This is a genomic window from Chryseobacterium urinae, from assembly GCF_030518295.1.
Lineage (GTDB): Bacteria > Bacteroidota > Bacteroidia > Flavobacteriales > Weeksellaceae > Chryseobacterium > Chryseobacterium mucoviscidosis.
On record NZ_JAULSJ010000052.1, the window covers coordinates 1 to 17,003 of the forward strand.

Sequence of the window (17,003 nt, forward strand, 5' to 3'; positions counted from 1 at the left end):
TAAAAAAGAATGGTTAAATTAGAATATCCAAAACATACAAATTCTGATATGAAATATAAACTAAAATACGCTTTGTTGCTGCCGTTTTTATTTTCTGTAAAAGCAAATGCTCAGGAAATAAAAGCAGAGCTCAACAAAGAAGTAAAAAGACAGGAAAAAATATCTTACATTCTGGATTTTCCTCAGAATGCAAAAGGAAACGTTCCGCTTATTGTTTTTCTTCACGGTTCCGGAGAAAGAGGCAATAATTTGGAAATCGTAAAAGCGCACAGTCCGTTTACCTACAAAAATTTAATAAAAGAACCAGTGGCAATTTTAGCACCTCAATGTCCTGAAAATATGTGGTGGGATACCGTTACCGTATATAATTTGATCAAAGAAATTCAGTCAAAATATAAAGTGGATTCTTCAAGAATTTACCTTACCGGACTTTCAATGGGAGGTTGGGGAACACTGAAACTAGCAATGGAACATCCCGAAATGTTTGCGGCGGTCGTTCCGGTTTGCGCGCCTACAGACAGAGTAATGTACGCCAACATCCATCAGTACAAAAATCTGAATATGAAAATCTTTCATGGCGGAATGGATGATGTTGTTTTACCGGAAAATGCATTTAATTTTTATCAGGCACTGCATCCTGTAAATCCCTCTGCCGAATTGACAATTTTTCCAAATGACAACCATAATTCTTGGGATTCTGCCTATTCCAATCCTAAATTATACGAATGGATGCTGTCAAAAAGAAAAGAGAAATAATTTAGTATAAATCGTTAAACGAAAAGTGTTTGCTGAATGAATAGTTCATACTTTTATCTTATAGAATTACCTTCGCAAACAGAAAATAGGCAGGATAATTAAAAAAAACTTTTCGACTTTTCGTTTAGATAAACAAAAAATTAAAAATAGAACTATAATTAAAAGAAGATAGAGTTATGAAAAAGTTAATTGTAATCGCCACTTTAGCATTGGCTCCTGTATTTTCGGCACAGGAAATGGTAACGAAACCCGTTCAGTCTTATCAGACGGCTCAATATCAGGCTAAAAAGAAAGCTTTTGTGGATAATCTTTTGTCGAAAATGACTTTAGATGAAAAAATCGGACAGCTTAATTTACCAAGTTCAGGCGATTTTACAACCGGTTTGGCTAAAAGTTCAGACATCGGAAAAAAAATCGAACAGGGTTTAGTCGGAGGACTTTTCAATATAAAAGGAGCAGATAAAATCAGAGCCGTTCAGAAAGTGGCAGTGGAAAACAGCAGGCTTAAAATTCCATTGATTTTCGGAATGGACGTCATCCACGGTTACGAAACAACTTTCCCGATTCCATTAGGATTAGCCGCTTCATGGGACATGAATTTAGTTCAGCAGTCGGCAAGAGTTGCCGCTAAAGAAGCAGCTTCAGACGGAATCAACTGGACATTCTCGCCAATGGTGGATATTTCCCGCGAACCAAGATGGGGAAGGGTTTCTGAAGGTTCCGGTGAAGACCCATACTTAGGAAGCGAAATTGCAAAAAATATGGTCTATGGTTATCAGGGAAAAGACCTTGCCAATGGAACCAATATTCTGGCTTGCGTTAAACATTTCGCGCTGTATGGAGCAGGTGAAGCAGGAAGAGACTACAACACAGTGGATATGAGCCACGTAAGAATGTTCAACGAATATTTTCCGCCCTACAAAGCGGCGGTAGATGCAGGAGTAGCTTCTGTAATGGCTTCTTTCAACGAAGTGGACGGAGTTCCGGCAACAGGAAACAGATGGCTGCAAACCGAAGTGTTAAGAAACAAATGGAATTTCAAAGGTTTTGTAGTGACCGATTATACAGGAATCAACGAAATGGTGGATCATGGTATGGGAAATCTTCAGGAAGTTTCTGCATTGGCTTTAAAAGCGGGTGTTGACATGGATATGGTAGGTGAAGGATTTTTAACGACGTTAAAAAAATCTTTAGCAGAAGGAAAAATAACTCAGGCTGAAATCGATATGGCAGCAAAGAGAATTCTTGAAGCGAAATACGATTTAGGACTATTTTCAGATCCTTATAAATTCGGAGATGCAAAACTGGCAGCAAAAGAGGTGTACAATATGGAAAACCGAAACATCGCAAGAAATGCAGCAGCACAGTCTATGGTTTTGATGAAAAATGACAATCAGGTACTGCCTTTGAAAAAATCAGGAACCGTTGCCGTAATCGGACCATTGGTAAACAATTCTCTGAATATGGCAGGAACATGGAGCGTTGCAGCAAAACATGAGAAAGCTGTTAATCTGATGCAGGGATTACAGGAAAACTTCGGCAAAGAAGTGAAATTCCTTTCTGCAAAAGGAGCAAATATTGATTATGATGCGAAACTGGAAGATATTTATGCGGCGCACGGTAAAAAAACAGACAGAGACAGCCGTTCAAAAGAAACTTTATTAAAAGAAGCGGTAGATGTTGCCAATAAATCCGATGTCATTGTTCTGGCAATCGGAGAATCTGCTGAAATGAGCGGAGAATCGTCTTCAAGAACAGAAATTACCATTCCTCAGTCTCAGGTAGATCTTTTAAATGAACTAAAAAAGACAGGAAAGCCAATTGCAGTAATTCTTTTCACAGGTCGTCCTTTAGCCTTAACAAACATTAAAGATACTCCGGATGCAATTCTTAATGTCTGGTTTGCAGGTTCCGAAGCAGGAAATGCAATCTCTGATGTGCTGTTCGGAAAAGTAAATCCTTCAGGAAAATTGCCGATGACTTTCCCAAGAAGTTTAGGGCAGGTTCCAATCTATTACAATGCTAAAAATACAGGACGCCCGTTAGATCAGAAGCTGGTTGATAAATGTGAATACCAGAGATTCCGTTCCAATTATATGGATGAGTGTAACACGCCGTTGTATCCTTTCGGTTATGGGTTAAGTTACACAAAATTCAATTATTCTGATGTTACAGTTTCCAATGCAAATCCAAAAGGAAATCAGACCATTCAGGCATCCGTTACCGTAACGAATACCGGAAATTATGATGGAGCAGAAGTCGTTCAGCTTTACATCAGAGACATGGTAGGAAGCATTACAAGACCCGTAAAAGAACTGAAAGGCTTCCAGAAAGTAATGCTGAAAAAAGGGGAATCTAAAAAAGTTACCTTCGATATTACTCCGGAAAACCTGAAATTCTACAACGGAGATCTGAAATACGACTGGGAACCGGGTGAATTTGATATCATGATCGGAACCAACTCATCCGATGTGAAACATTCCAAAATTAACTGGACAAAATAATTTTATAAGCCGCTCACAATGAGTGGCTTTTTTTGTATTTTTGAATAAACAATAACTCATCAATGCTTTGGCATAATTTTTTAGATAATTGAAAACTTAAAATTTTTTAAAATGAGAAAAACAATTTTATTCAGTACAATGTTCCTTGGTTCATTAGTCTTTGCGCAGCAAATGCATGTTGTAGGCGGGGACAAAGATGTTCATGGCTGCAAAGCTTCCGCAGGTTATACTTATTCTCAGATCAAAAATGATTGCGTAAGAGTTTTTGAACAGAAAATTAAATTAAACGAGATAAGTTCAGATAAAAGCTATACCACATCAACAGCGGTTATTTTCAGTAAAAACATGAAGAAAGCCGAAATTTTTATTCCAGACGGAAGCGCAAACAGCATTATTCTCGACAGGAAGGGAAAAAGCAAGGTTTGGAAAAGCGGAAAGCACATCAAAGACACCTATGTTTTGGTACCTTATAAGAAGACAGGCTATCAGATTAAGAAAAATGATGTTGTCATTTATCAATAAAAAACAGGAGGATAGCTCTCCTGTTTTTTATTCGTTTAGATACAAAGATTAGCATTATACGGTCTGCAAGGTCCATTTTCTTTATATTGACAACTGCCTGCAGGACAACTTTCACCAGGCGGAGGTACCCATCCTCCTGCAATATTTTTCAGAGCTGACTTTGATAATTTTTTTAGATTTTTCATAATTAATTTGATTTAATATTTCTTTTGTAGAAGCTAAAATAAAAAATAAATCTGATAATAATTCATTTAATGTTGAAAAATATTTTCTACAGCTTTTCTATGAAAGTTTTCCTCCGTTATTGCTTTCTGGTTTCATTCAAACGCAGATAAGCATTTCTAAGAAAAAACCATTTTTATCTCTCATTGAAAAACCGTATTTTTGCATATCTAAAAAAAGTAAAAGAAAAGAATGAATTCCTACAAAAATCCATTGGAAGAACGCTATTCAAGCGAAGAAATGTTGTTTAACTTTTCTCATAACAATAAATTCCAGAACTGGAGAAAGCTTTGGATTGCCCTTGCTGAAATCGAAAAAGATCTTGGTCTTGATATTACAGACGAGCAAATCGCCGAATTGAAAGCCAATGCTGAAAATATCGATTACGAAAAGGCTGCCGAATACGAGAAAAAATTCAGACATGATGTAATGGCTCACGTTCATACGTATGGTGATGTAGCACCTTCAGCAAAAGGAATTATTCATTTGGGGGCAACTTCAGCGTTTGTAGGAGATAATACAGATTTAATTCAGATCCGTGACGGACTTTTAATCTTAAAGAAAAAGTTGGTTAACGTTATTAAAAACTTAGCGGATTTTGCAATTCAATATAAAGATTTACCAACCTTAGGATTTACACACTTTCAGCCGGCGCAATTAACAACGGTAGGAAAAAGAGCAACCCTTTGGCTTCAGAGTTTAGTCCTTGACATCGAAGAGCTTGATTTCTTTTTAGAAACATTACGTTTCAGAGGAGTAAAAGGAACAACGGGAACGGCTGCAAGTTTCTTAGAGCTTTTCAACGGTGATTATTCCAAAGTAAAACATTTAGATAAAGAATTGTCAAAAAGATTCGGTTTCGAGAAAGTTTTTGGCGTTTCCGGACAGACTTACGACAGAAAAATAGATGCTAAAGTAGTCGCTTTATTAGGAAATATTGCTCAATCGGCACATAAATTCACCAACGATTTACGTTTGCTTCAAAATCTTAAAGAAATTGAAGAACCATTCGAGAAAAACCAGATCGGTTCATCTGCAATGGCTTACAAACGTAATCCAATGAGAAGCGAAAGAATCGGGGCATTGGCAAAATATGTGATGTCTTTGACAACGAGTTCTGCGATGGTCGCCTCTACACAATGGTTTGAAAGAACATTGGACGATTCTGCCAACAAAAGATTAACTATTCCTCAGGCTTTTTTAGCAGTTGATGCGATTCTGTTAATTTGGAACAACATCATGAACGGAATTGTGGTGTATCCAAACAGAATCAACAAACATATTATGGAAGAACTTCCTTTCATGGCGACAGAATACATCATCATGGAAGAAGTGAAAGCTGGTGGTGACCGTCAGGAAATCCATGAAGTGATCAGAGTTCATTCTATGGAAGCTTCCAAGCAGGTAAAAGTAGAAGGTAAAGAAAACGACCTTATCGAAAGAATCCTGAACGACGATTCGTTAAAATTAGATAAATCAAAATTAAAAGAAGTTCTCGATCCTAAAAACTTCATCGGTTTTGCACCCATTCAGACGGAAGAATTCATTGCCAATGAAGTTCAGCCGATTATTGATGCAAATAAAGATTTGATTGGGTTAGAAGCTGATCTTAAAGTATAAATCAATATGCAGTCTTTTTGGGCTGCATATTTTATTAATAATTGTATGAAGATTAGTATCTTTTTTGTTTTGCTCTTATTACCTGTGATGATATTTTCGCAGGAATTAAAACTGAATAAAAAAATTAAATCAAATACAGATTTTGAACATCCTATTTCCGGAATTTCTGCGCCAATGAATTTGGGTAATTTTTCAAGAATAGCTTTATTTGCAAATTCTAAAAATGATAGTGTCTTTTCTGCAGAATATAAAAATGAAAATAATGATGCTCTTTTTCAGTTCAAAATAGTTTTAGGAGGTTTAGATGAAGAGAGGCTTTTTAATTATTATTTCGAAAATCTTAAAAGCAGAAGATACAGTCCTAAAGAGGCTATCAATAAAACAATAAGTTTTAATGACGGCAATTTTAAACTCAATGGAATTAGCACTTATTTTTCGCATCTTGACAGATTAATAAATGTAAGAGTTTATGATGCAGGATTTTGGATCTTTGTTTCAGAAACAAGTCAGAAAGGAAATGATACTTTGGCTCTGGATAACAGACAGAATGAGTTTTTGAAAAAAATAATGCCATCAAAAATTGTTGAAAAAAATCCTTTGACGAGATATTCAAATATTTATTACGCAAAAGCCTGTTTTCGTGATTCTCTAATGCTTAGAAGTGCTATGAGTAGTGCAACTAATAAGATGAGGTGGATCTATGAAAATATCAATAAATATGAAAGAGCATCAGGAATTCCGGGTATACTTTTAAACTATCAGATTGCTGGTATTAATGGTTTTATTGACTATAAAACGGAAAAAAATCCGAAACCAAGCAAAGGAGGTTACGAAACAAATAATCTAATTGGCTTCTTTATAAAACTAAGAGAATCCGGCTTTATAGATGAATTTTTGATGGAGAGTTACTATTATTTATTAATTCCTCCTGAAAATCATCAATTTGATTACAAAGGCTACCAAAAGTGGAAACAGGAAAATTCAATCGAATATAATACTTCTCAAAAGTATTATCTTATTGTAAATTCCCGCAAGATAACTGATCTTAACAAAGATGAGTAAATTAACTAATAAGTCTAATAATATTTAAATATCTGACATCTAATGTCTCAAAACAAAAGAATTTTCGTAGAAAAAAGAGGAATTTTCGATGTGGAAAGTCCAAAAATTTTTGATGAAGTAAAAGCGGTTATTCCGTCCATCCAAAAAGTAAAAGTATACAACGTGTACGATATTTTCGGATTAAATGACGGTGAATTCGAAAAGGTAGTTAACAGTACTTTCGTAGATCCGGTTACTGATATTTTAATCGAAGAAAATCCTGCACAGGGAATTTATTTCGCATTGGAATTTTTACCGGGGCAATACGATCAGCGTGCAGATTCTGCGCAACAGTGTATAGCTTTATTGACTGGAAATGAAAAATCTAAAGTAAGAAGCGGAAAGCTGATCGAATTCGAAGGTATTTCCGAATCTGATTTGGTGAAAATCAAAGACCTTCTAATCAATAAAGTGGAATCTCAGGAAAAAGATTTATCAACTTTAAACATTCCTGCGGAAGAAACACCGTCAAAAGTTATTGTTCATGAAGGTTTTATCAATTTTGATGATGCTCAGCTTGAGGAATTCTTTAATAATCACGGTTTTGCTTTAGGTTTGGATGACTTGAAATTCATTCAGGAATATTTTAAATCGGAACAGAGAAATCCTACAGAAACGGAACTTAAAGTTTTAGACACCTATTGGAGCGACCACTGTCGTCACACAACCTTCGAAACAGAATTGTCAAATATCGAATTTGAAGGACAGTTTAAACATACATTGGAAACCATTTTCAATGATTATATCGAAAAAAGAAAATTCTTAGGACGTGAATTGAAGCCTATTTCCTTAATGGATCTGGCAACCGTTTGCGGAAGATATTTCCATAAAACAGGCAATTTGGAGAATCTTGTGGTTTCTGACGAGATCAATGCCTGTACAATCCAAATCGAAGCTGAATACGATGGTAAAAAAGAACCGTGGTATTTATTATTCAAAAACGAAACCCACAATCACCCGACAGAAATAGAACCTTTTGGCGGTGCTTCAACTTGCTTAGGTGGTGCGATCAGAGATCCTTTGTCTGGGCGTTCTTTTGTTTTCCAAGCGATGAGATTAACGGGTGCAGCGGATGTTTTGGAACCGGTTGATAAAACCTTACCGGGAAAATTGCCTCAAAAAACAATCACGAAACAGGCGGCAAACGGATATTCATCTTATGGAAATCAAATTGGTTTGGCGACAACAATGGTTTCTGAAATTTATGACGAAGGCTACAAAGCGAAAAGAATGGAAGTTGGTTTCGTTGCCGGAGCCGTTCCTGTAGATTGGGTAAGACGTGAAAAACCTGAAGCTGGTGATTCAATCATTATTTTAGGTGGAGCAACAGGTCGTGACGGAGTTGGAGGTGCAAGCGGTAGTTCGAAAGAACAGGACGAAACTTCAATCCACACCATGAGTTCTGAAGTACAGAAAGGAAATGCCGTTGAAGAACGTAAAATTCAGAGATTGTTCAGAAATCCTGAAGTAACGAGACTGATTAAAAAATCAAATGACTTCGGAGCGGGAGGTGTTTCCGTGGCAATTGGCGAAATCGCAGATTCTTTAGAAATTAATTTAGATGTTTTACCTTTAAAATATGAAGGGTTAAACGGAACCGAGCTTGCTATTTCCGAATCTCAGGAAAGAATGGCGGTTGTAGTAGAACCAAAAGATAAAGAACAGTTCATCCAATTCTGTGAAGCTGAAAACATTGTAGCTGTTGAGGTGGCAAAAGTAACAGATTCAGGAAGAATGCAGATGTTCTGGAAAGGCGATAGAATTGTTGACCTTTCAAGAGCGTTTCTAGATACAAACGGTTGTTCAAAAAGTCAGGAAGTTAAAATTACCCACCTTAATGAACTGAAAGAAGAAGCACCTGAATTTAATGAAGAGAATTTCCTAAAGATTTTAAGCGATAAAAATGTGGCTTCTCAAAAAGGATTGCTGGAAATGTTCGATTCATCAATTGGTGCGACTACGGTTGCGATGCCTTTGGGTGGAAAATATCAGCAGACTTTAATGGAAGGAAGTGTTCAGACATTGCCAATCATTGGTGCAAAAGATATTGAAACCGTTTCTCTGGCGAGTTGGGGATTCGATGCAGAAATTTCTAAACAGAACTCCTTACTGGGAGCCTCTTACGCTGTTGTAGAAAGTGTGGCAAAAATCGTTGCAATGGGTGGCGATTACAAAAACATCAGATTCAGTTTTCAGGAATATTTTGAAAAATTAGGTCAGAATCCTGAAAAGTGGGGTAAACCTTTGGCTTCACTTTTAGGAGCTTATGATGCTCAGATCAATTTCGGTTTGGCGGCTATCGGAGGTAAAGATTCAATGAGCGGAACGTATCAGGATCTGAATGTGCCGCCAACATTAATTTCTTTCGCCTGTGCAAACGGAGAAAAGAAAAATATCATCTCTCCTGAATTTAAGAACGAAGGAAATAAAGTGTATTTCTTCAATCATATCGCTCAGGAAAACGGACTTCCAAATTACGATGCTTTAAAAGATATTTATGAATTTATTTTCGAAAATATCAAAGCAGGAAAAATCGTTTCTGTAAAAACCGTAAAAGAAGGCGGAGTAGCGGTTGCTTTGGCAAAAATGAGCTTTGGAAACAGATTGGGTGCTGACATTTCGACTCCGCTCAATGTGACAAATTATTTATTAGCTAAAAATATTGGTAGCTTAATTATTGAATCTAAAGAAGAATTAAATTCTGTAAATCTTCAATTGATAGGTCAAGTTGTTTCAGACGAAGTTTTAACCATCAACAATCAATCAACAACCATAGACAAATTATTAGCCGCAAACACGAACACCTTCGAAAACCTTTTCCCAACAGTTGAAAAAGAAAAAATAACGGTTGAAATTGATTCAACATTAAATTCAGTCAACCCAAGAAATATCATTATTAAAAAACACGGAATCGCTCAGCCAAAAGTATTTGCGCCTGTTTTCCCGGGAACAAACTGCGAATACGATACACTGAACGCTTTCGCAAAAGAAGGCGCTGCAATCAACAGTTTACCTTTAATCAACATCAATCACCAATTGCTGGATGAAAGCATTGATGCTTGGGTTGAAGAGATCAAAACTTCTCAGATTCTGGCTTTCTCAGGAGGGTTCTCAGCGGGTGACGAACCAGACGGTTCTGCAAAATTCATCGTTAACGTTTTGAAAAACGAGAAGATGAGAAATGCCGTTCACGAATTGCTCGACAGAGACGGAATAATTATCGGGATCTGTAACGGTTTCCAGGCGTTGGTGAAATCCGGATTATTGCCTTACGGAAGAATCAAAGATTTGGATGAAAATTCGCCGACGTTGGCTCACAACGCGATCAGAAGACATATTTCTCAAATGGTCAATGTAAAAGTCGTCAATGACGAATCGCCTTGGTTAAAAGGAATGAAAGATCAGGTTTTCACCATCCCGATTTCTCACGGTGAAGGTCGTTTCATGGCTTCGGAAGCGGAAATTCAGAAGCTGTATGAGAATGGACAGATTGCCACTCAATATTTAGACTTAGAAGGAAATATTGCTCACGGAATGCCTTTCAATCCCAATAATTCATTGTTCGGAATTGAAGGAATTACAAGTCCTTGCGGAAAAATTTTCGGAAGAATGGGACATCCTGAACGTTTTGCAGAAGGTCTGTTTAAAAATATTCCAACTGCAAATTATCACAACATCTTTAAAAATGGAGTGGAGTACTTCAAGTAAAGGACCATCAATAAATAATAAAATGCCTTCGTTACATAACGGAGGCATTTTTCTTTTTACAGTAATTTTTCCTGATTTACGGAAAACCGTAAAGAAAATGCTGAAAACCGTAATAAATTGCCGCTGTAAATAAAGATTTAAACAAAAATTTTAACTATGAAAACAAAAATTACTGCAACCGATTTATTTCTCGGTATTTTAGCTGTAATGCTTATCGGTGTTAGTTTTTACCAGACCTGGCTCGGTTTACAGCAGATTTTTGGAGGGAGTTCCTTTGTTATTGCTTTGGTGCTTTCTCTTATCCTGCTTTTTTTACTTTGGCAGATAAGAAGGGCAAAAACCAGCGGACAGTCTCCGTCTTCACTAAGCTGGATCTATTTTTTCTTTGCTTCATTTTGTTTCGTTGCCAATTTTAATGCATTGTATACAAGGTTTATGAGAACCGATATTTATACAACAGAACTGCGTAATGTTAACGAAAAATTCAGTGCGCTGGAAACGGATGTAGAATCTAAGCTGAATTATTCCGTCCCCGATGCTAAGACAAGACAGGCGATCCGAAGTGAATTAAATCTTCTGAAAATTCAGATCAGTGATCCTAAAAATGTCGGGATCGGACCGGAAGCAAGACAAATTATTGCAAGAATTGAAAAAATGATCGGCAAAAAAGTAACGCCTCTTACACCTGTAAGTGAAACTCCTGACGGATATGCAGATCTTGCCGACAGAATGGAAGAACAGATCGTACAGATGGTTTATAACCTTACTCCGGAAGAAAAAAATCTGATGAGTGATATTAATAATGCTTCCGTAAGATGGAATAAAGAAATTCAGAATCTTTTGCAGATGAATCCTGATGTAATAAACCTAATGGCTCAAGGGCAGATTGATAAATCTTTAACAGAGTATAACAGACTCGGATCAAAAGCAGAATCTATTTTGGGAAAAGATAAACTGAAATTTGAGCCTACCCATTCTGAAACGCAGGAAGTAGGAAAAATAGGATATGCTTTCAGCCATGCCATCAAGAATTTCGGGATGTTTCAGTTGGTTGTTTTAGCAGGATGTATATTACTGGATTTCGGTATTATGTTTATCATTCTTTTAATGCCAACAGAAACTAACAGAAATACAGGAAACAGCAGCGAAAGTATCTTTACCAGCAAACGCAGCGGAAAAACAATAATCTAATACAAAGTATAAAATATGGAATGGGAAAATGAACCTTTGAAACCATTGTCTTTTGATAAAGATCAGGAGGAAGTTCTTAAACCTTTGAATTTTGATGAAGAAGACGCGCTGAAGCCTTTGTCTTTAGACCATAACAAAGAAGCTGTGAACGATCGTTTTGTTCCTATTGCAAAAGGCAATGTCTCGGAAATTAAAAATAAAGACAGCAATTTCGTGTTTTTTTTCGGAACTGCTTCTTCCGGGAAATCTGTTATTTTGGCAACCATGCTTTATTATCTCAGATCGAAAGCAGGGGTTATAAGACCCAAAATAGGGACACCAAATACCGCTGAAGCAGAAAGCCTTCTGTATGATTTTTTTGAAAACATCAGTAAAGGAATTTTACCTGCAGGAACAGTAAAAGATCAGGTAACGAGACTGGATCTTGTTTTCGAACCTAACAATAAATCTAAGAAAATAAATCCCATTAACCTTACTTTTTTAGAAACTTCAGGAGAAAATCATAACGAAATAAAAAGGGGAGGAAGCTATCACAGCAGCATAGAAACCTATCTTTCTGCCAATCTTCCTCTTACATTTATAATTGTAACAAGCTATGAAAGCGCGCATAAAGATGATATTTTAATCAATACTTTTTTAAATAAGCTTGAAAAGTATGAGAAAAAATTAAAATCCGTCAATATTATTCTGGTCATCTCAAAATGGGATAAATCCGGAAGAGCCAATGTGGAAGCCTCGGCGGAGCTAGATGATTTTATTCAGGAAAGGCTTCCGATGACTTCTACTGCAATGGATACCTATGGTCTGGCAAAAACATTCTACACCGTGGGAGAGCTTAATGAAGAAACTAATCAGATCACCATTCTGAATTTAGACAGAGCGCAGAAATTATCAGAATGGCTGTATGAAAGTATCGTGGGTTATCCGCTGTCTTATGAAGGAACTTTTTGGGAACGTATAAAATTTAGTCTTACAAATTAATGAGCAGTGTTAATTTAATTGCATTCGGAACTTTTGGAAATCCCAATGGCTTTACCCAGACTTTTTTTGCAGGAACACCCGTAGAAATAAAGACTTTAGACATAAGAGGAGCTGTACTTATTTATCCGAACAGTAAACTGTATTCTCTACGGAAAGAATATAAAGATGGTTCTTATATAATAACCTACACCATTTATACTTATGCCAAAGAACCTACTTCGGCGCGGGAAGGGTCTTTTATAGGCTCAAGTATTATGTTTACAGACGAAATTGCAGAAGAAAATATTACCGTCCGCTGTCTTAACGAATTCCACTCCAATCTTATCAGCAGAAACGTTCAGAACGATACACTTACGGTAAATCACTCAGAAAATTTCTCAATCGGTAAACCTGCAGATTTTGATAAAATAAATTTTAATCTGAAAAAAATAGATATTTTCGATTCCGTACAGAGTACAAACCGTCAACTGATGGTATATTGTGAAACCAATCCTTCTGCATTACAGATCATTCTGAAAAAAGCCGTTGATCTGCTGAATGTATATGACACAATTTACTTCACAGAAAGCTCAGACATTGCAAAATTTGTTCATCAGAAAAATATTTTTCAGTTTGTTCAGAAAGATGGGTTTGAAAATGAAATCAAAAAACTGAACGACGAAAGAAAACGTAAAATACAGGAAACCGTTACGGAATTTGAAAATGAAAAAATAAAATGGGAAAATTCCAGAAAACAGAGTGGTGAAGATTTTAAATCTAAAATTGAAAGAAACAAAGAACTGCATCTTGCTAACGGCAGAAAGATAGAAGAATCTGAGAAAAATTTAGAGAAATTAAACGAAGTTTATTATGCATTCTCTCATAAAATTGATGAATTTCTGAACCAATTGAAAACCGCCGACAGTCTTATGTTGAATAATATAACGCAGTCTTACAAGGTAGATAAAAATACTTTTTTAGAAAACATCAGAAACTTAGGAATACCGGAACTGGATTCTGTTTCGCAGCCAAGATCAGTTCGGGAACGTGAAATTCCCGTATATTCATCTTCTTATTACAGCAACTCTGGCAGAAAAGAAGCGGAAACAGAGCAGTCTAATATTTTTAAAACAGCAACAGTCATTCTTTCTGTTTTTTTACTCGCTGCAGTTTCAGGTTTAGCATGGTTTCAGTTTTTTAAAGAGCCTGAAAAACAAATTGTTTATAAAGAACCGGAGCCAGAAGTAACAACAGAGCCGGTTTCTGAGCTTACAGTCTCTGCACTGAATCCAAAACCTAATTCGGAAGCAGAATTTCTGATCCTCAATGAAATGAACAGAAAGCTGACGACAGACTTAAAAATTGATTCTGTTACAGGTTTTGTATTTAAGGCGAATCCGCAGAGCGTAGAAAAATATTATAAATATCAAAAGAAAGACTATTCCAAGCAGCTTTTCGAAAATAATAAGGAAAGTTTTAAAATTTCAGGGATAGATACAATATATACAGGCGATTTAAAATTCATACCCATCTTTAAATAATTAATTTTTTGTAATTTTAAAAAGGATAGCTTATTTAAAAGGAGGCAAAATTTTGATATTGAGTATATGAACAAGCAACATCATAAAAACAAAATGACTGTCATCAATGGCAGTCATTTTTCAAATCTGGAAGCATTCTACGAAGAAGTTTCATCACTTTTTTTGAAAGATGAGGATTGGAAAGTCGGAACTTTAGATGGTTTTGATGATATTTTATATGGATATGAAGGTGAAATTATCTGGAAAAATGTCCAAAAATCAAAAGAAGATTTAGGTTTTGATCTCACGAAGGAATTTTACGAAAATAAAATCCGACAGGGAAAACCCTTCAATGTTACATTGATTCAGGAAAAACTGGATGATTTAATCAATGGAAACGGACAAACGCTATTTGATATTTTAATAGACATTATAGAATCACACAAAAATATTACACTAATTTTGGATTGATTTTTAATTGAACAATTAACATTTGCTTAAACTATGTACGGATTATTTTTTGGCGACAGCATTACTTATGGAGAATACGATGGTGTTTTTGGCGGCTGGGTCGACATTCTGAAAAGATATGCTCTGCAAAAATACAATGAAGGAAGCAAAGAACTCATTATTTTCAACCTTGGAATCGGCGGCGAAACAACCGAAGGTTTGGTTAAAAGAATTTCTTCCGAAATGGCAGCAAGAAATTCAGATGAAGGAAATATTATTTTTCTGGGATACGGAGCAAATGATCTGGCTGTAAAAGAAGGTAATCACCTTGTAAATCCGGAAAAGTTCAGGGAAAATATATTAAAGGCGGTTCAGGAAGCAGAAAAATATTCACAAACAATTTACTTAATAAGCATTCTCCCGATTGCTGAAAAATTAGACGGAATTATCACTCCCTCCGGAAAATTAAGAACAAATGATGAGGTTTTGGTATACAATCAGATTCTAAAACAAATTGCCAAAGAAAATTCTCTGAATTATATAGATTTTCATTCTGCTTTTCTGCAGGATAAAGAAATCCTGCTTTCAGAAGACGGCATTCACCCCAACGAAAAAGGCTATGGAATCATGGCTGAAATTGCCATTCCGATTATAGAAAAATATTTATAAACAACCTTCAGAACTGCTGAAGAAATCCTGAAACATATTTCCAGTAGACCATAACTCCGATGATAACTGATAAAATAGCCATCAAAACTACGGCTCCGGCGGAAATATCTTTGATGAAACCAATTCTTTTATCAAAATCAGGCTGAACAAAATCGCAGATTTTCTCAATAGCGGTATTCAGAATTTCAGTCGCTAAAACGCTGAAGGAAACCATTAAAATTAAAATAGTATCTGTAGAAGAAAGATTCAGGTAAAAAATCAGAAACAAATTAATAAGGAAAGCGGCAAATTCAAGCTGGAAATTTCTTTCATACTTCATCATGAGAAAAACACCCCGGAAAGCATTTCGTAAACTCTTATGTACAGGAGGTTTTCGCATATTGAAACTTTATTTGCAAATATAGTCAATTGCTAAAAGAAAATCCTTATCTTTAGTGCTTTAGGATGTTTTCGGGCATCAAAAAGCAGAGTAGGGAAGTTGTAAAATTATTTTGATGGATGTTAATAACTCTCAGAATTATTCTTTTCATTCTGTTTTCTATTTATTATATTTGTAAAAATTTATTTTTAAATCTATGAAATTTATTATTTCAAGTGGTGAACTACAGAAGGCTTTGCAAACTGTAAGTGGCGTAATATCAAGCTCTCAGTCGAGACCGATTTTAGAAAACTATCTTTTTGAATTAGACGGAACTCAGGTTACCATTACCGCATCTGACGGCGAAACGACTCTTGTAACTTCTCTTGAGGCAAAGTCTGATGATACGGGTAAATTTGCCGTTCCTGCAAAGATTTTTCAGGACTTCATCAAGACTTACGGAGAACAGCCTCTTACGTTGGTTGTGAAGGACAATGCGGAAGGAACAGGAAGTCAGCTTGAGATTTTAGATGAAAAAGATAACTTCGCCGTAGCATTGGATAACGCGGACGATTATCCGGAATTGCCGGAATTTGATGCCGCACAAAGTGTTACCATGCCTGCAGGAGTTTTATCTGAAGCCCTTACCAATACACTTTTCGCAACAAGTAACGACTCTCTTCGTCCGGTAATGACGGGAGTACTGTTCCAGTTTGGAGAAAATGAAACCAACTTCGTTTCTACAGATTCTCACAGATTGGTAGTATACAAAAGAAAAGATCTGATGAATGCCGAACCTATGGAATTCATCATGCCTAAAAAGCCATTAAACATTTTCAAAAATATTTTAGCGAGCTCCAATGAAGACGTAACGATCGAATTCAATGAGAACATGGCAAAATTCACTTTTGGAAAACACGTTTGGATCTGTAGATTAATCGACGGAAAATATCCTAATTATACAGCGGTAATTCCAAAAGAAAACCCGAATGTATTAACCATTAACAGAAATCTTTTGTTAGGAGCGATTAAAAGAGCTTCCATCATGTCTAATAAATCCACCAATCAGGTAAGATTTAAGCTTTCTGCAAACATTCTTCACCTTCACGCAGAAGATACGGAGTATGCAAACAAAGCAGATATGCAGATTCCTTGCGATTACAACGGAGAAGACATCAACATCGGTTTCAGTTCTAAATTCTTAACGGAAATGTTAACGATTCTTGGTTCAGACGATATCACCATGAAAATGTCTCAGCCAAACAGACCGGGAATTATCGAGCCTCTTGATGGTCTTGAAGAAAACGAAAGTATTTTAATGTTATCAATGCCGGTCATCGGATTGTAATTTGTAATTTTAACATAAATAAATAGGATAAGAGGTTTTGATTTTTTCAGAACCTCTTATTTTTTAGGAGCTAT

Annotated in this window: 14 protein-coding genes; 12 read left to right on the forward strand and 2 right to left on the reverse strand. The window is 36.0% G+C overall.

The features are described 5' to 3' along the window. The first annotated feature begins 48 nt into the window (after nucleotides 1-48). From QWT87_RS20055 to QWT87_RS20065, 3 genes are all read left to right on the forward strand, one after another. Nucleotides 49-756 (forward strand): carboxylesterase family protein, encoded by a 708-nt coding sequence (locus tag QWT87_RS20055; RefSeq protein WP_302718403.1) that lies wholly within the window; start codon nucleotides 49-51, stop codon nucleotides 754-756. 176 nt (nucleotides 757-932) lie between these two features. Beyond that, nucleotides 933-3,260 (forward strand): beta-glucosidase BglX, encoded by a 2,328-nt coding sequence (gene bglX / locus QWT87_RS20060; protein ID WP_302718405.1) that lies wholly within the window; start codon nucleotides 933-935, stop codon nucleotides 3,258-3,260. Nucleotides 3,261-3,371: 111 nt separating this feature from the next. Beyond that, nucleotides 3,372-3,782 (forward strand): hypothetical protein, encoded by a 411-nt coding sequence (locus QWT87_RS20065; protein WP_302718406.1) that lies wholly within the window; start codon nucleotides 3,372-3,374, stop codon nucleotides 3,780-3,782. 35 nt (nucleotides 3,783-3,817) lie between these two features. On the opposite strand, the gene QWT87_RS21315 is transcribed toward QWT87_RS20065, so the two are convergent. Next, nucleotides 3,818-3,967 carry a bacteriocin-like protein gene (locus QWT87_RS21315; protein WP_273077771.1) on the reverse strand — a complete coding sequence of 50 codons (150 nt, stop codon included), beginning with the start codon at nucleotides 3,965-3,967 and terminating at the stop codon, nucleotides 3,818-3,820. A gap of 229 nt (nucleotides 3,968-4,196) precedes the next feature. Here QWT87_RS21315 and purB point away from each other — a divergent pair, with 229 nt between their 5' ends. The 8 genes from purB (at nucleotide 4,197) to QWT87_RS20105 (ending at nucleotide 15,223) form a co-directional block, all read left to right on the forward strand. Further along, nucleotides 4,197-5,624 carry an adenylosuccinate lyase gene (gene purB, locus QWT87_RS20070; RefSeq protein WP_185204883.1) on the forward strand — a complete coding sequence of 476 codons (1,428 nt, stop codon included), beginning with the start codon at nucleotides 4,197-4,199 and terminating at the stop codon, nucleotides 5,622-5,624. A gap of 45 nt (nucleotides 5,625-5,669) precedes the next feature. After that, nucleotides 5,670-6,686: a hypothetical protein gene (locus QWT87_RS20075; protein WP_302718408.1), complete on the forward strand. Its 1,017-nt coding sequence runs from the start codon at nucleotides 5,670-5,672 to the stop codon at nucleotides 6,684-6,686. Between the two features lie 42 nt (nucleotides 6,687-6,728). Next, nucleotides 6,729-10,433: a phosphoribosylformylglycinamidine synthase gene (locus QWT87_RS20080; RefSeq protein WP_302718410.1), complete on the forward strand. Its 3,705-nt coding sequence runs from the start codon at nucleotides 6,729-6,731 to the stop codon at nucleotides 10,431-10,433. 156 nt (nucleotides 10,434-10,589) lie between these two features. Further along, entirely contained in the window at nucleotides 10,590-11,624 is a 1,035-nt protein-coding gene (locus tag QWT87_RS20085) for a hypothetical protein (protein WP_087706294.1), read from the forward strand. Nucleotides 11,625-11,639: 15 nt separating this feature from the next. Then, nucleotides 11,640-12,605, forward strand: coding sequence for a hypothetical protein (locus QWT87_RS20090; RefSeq protein WP_302718412.1), 966 nt, complete (start codon nucleotides 11,640-11,642; stop codon nucleotides 12,603-12,605). Beyond that, complete coding sequence (locus QWT87_RS20095) at nucleotides 12,605-14,125, forward strand: hypothetical protein (protein ID WP_302718414.1); 1,521 nt, start codon at nucleotides 12,605-12,607, stop codon at nucleotides 14,123-14,125. The genes QWT87_RS20090 and QWT87_RS20095 overlap by 1 nt, the downstream gene beginning before the upstream one ends. A 66-nt stretch (nucleotides 14,126-14,191) precedes the next feature. Further along, nucleotides 14,192-14,575, forward strand: coding sequence for a ribonuclease inhibitor (locus QWT87_RS20100; protein WP_302718416.1), 384 nt, complete (start codon nucleotides 14,192-14,194; stop codon nucleotides 14,573-14,575). Between the two features lie 33 nt (nucleotides 14,576-14,608). After that, complete coding sequence (locus tag QWT87_RS20105) at nucleotides 14,609-15,223, forward strand: SGNH/GDSL hydrolase family protein (protein WP_302718418.1); 615 nt, start codon at nucleotides 14,609-14,611, stop codon at nucleotides 15,221-15,223. 7 nt (nucleotides 15,224-15,230) lie between these two features. On the opposite strand, the gene QWT87_RS20110 is transcribed toward QWT87_RS20105, so the two are convergent. Continuing rightward, nucleotides 15,231-15,602 carry a diacylglycerol kinase family protein gene (locus QWT87_RS20110; RefSeq protein WP_302718420.1) on the reverse strand — a complete coding sequence of 124 codons (372 nt, stop codon included), beginning with the start codon at nucleotides 15,600-15,602 and terminating at the stop codon, nucleotides 15,231-15,233. A gap of 196 nt (nucleotides 15,603-15,798) precedes the next feature. On the opposite strand from QWT87_RS20110, the gene dnaN reads away from it, so the two are divergent. Continuing rightward, on the forward strand, nucleotides 15,799-16,929 hold the full coding sequence (gene dnaN, locus QWT87_RS20115; RefSeq protein WP_076394496.1) for a DNA polymerase III subunit beta: 1,131 nt from the start codon (nucleotides 15,799-15,801) through the stop codon (nucleotides 16,927-16,929). Nucleotides 16,930-17,003 lie beyond the last annotated feature (74 nt).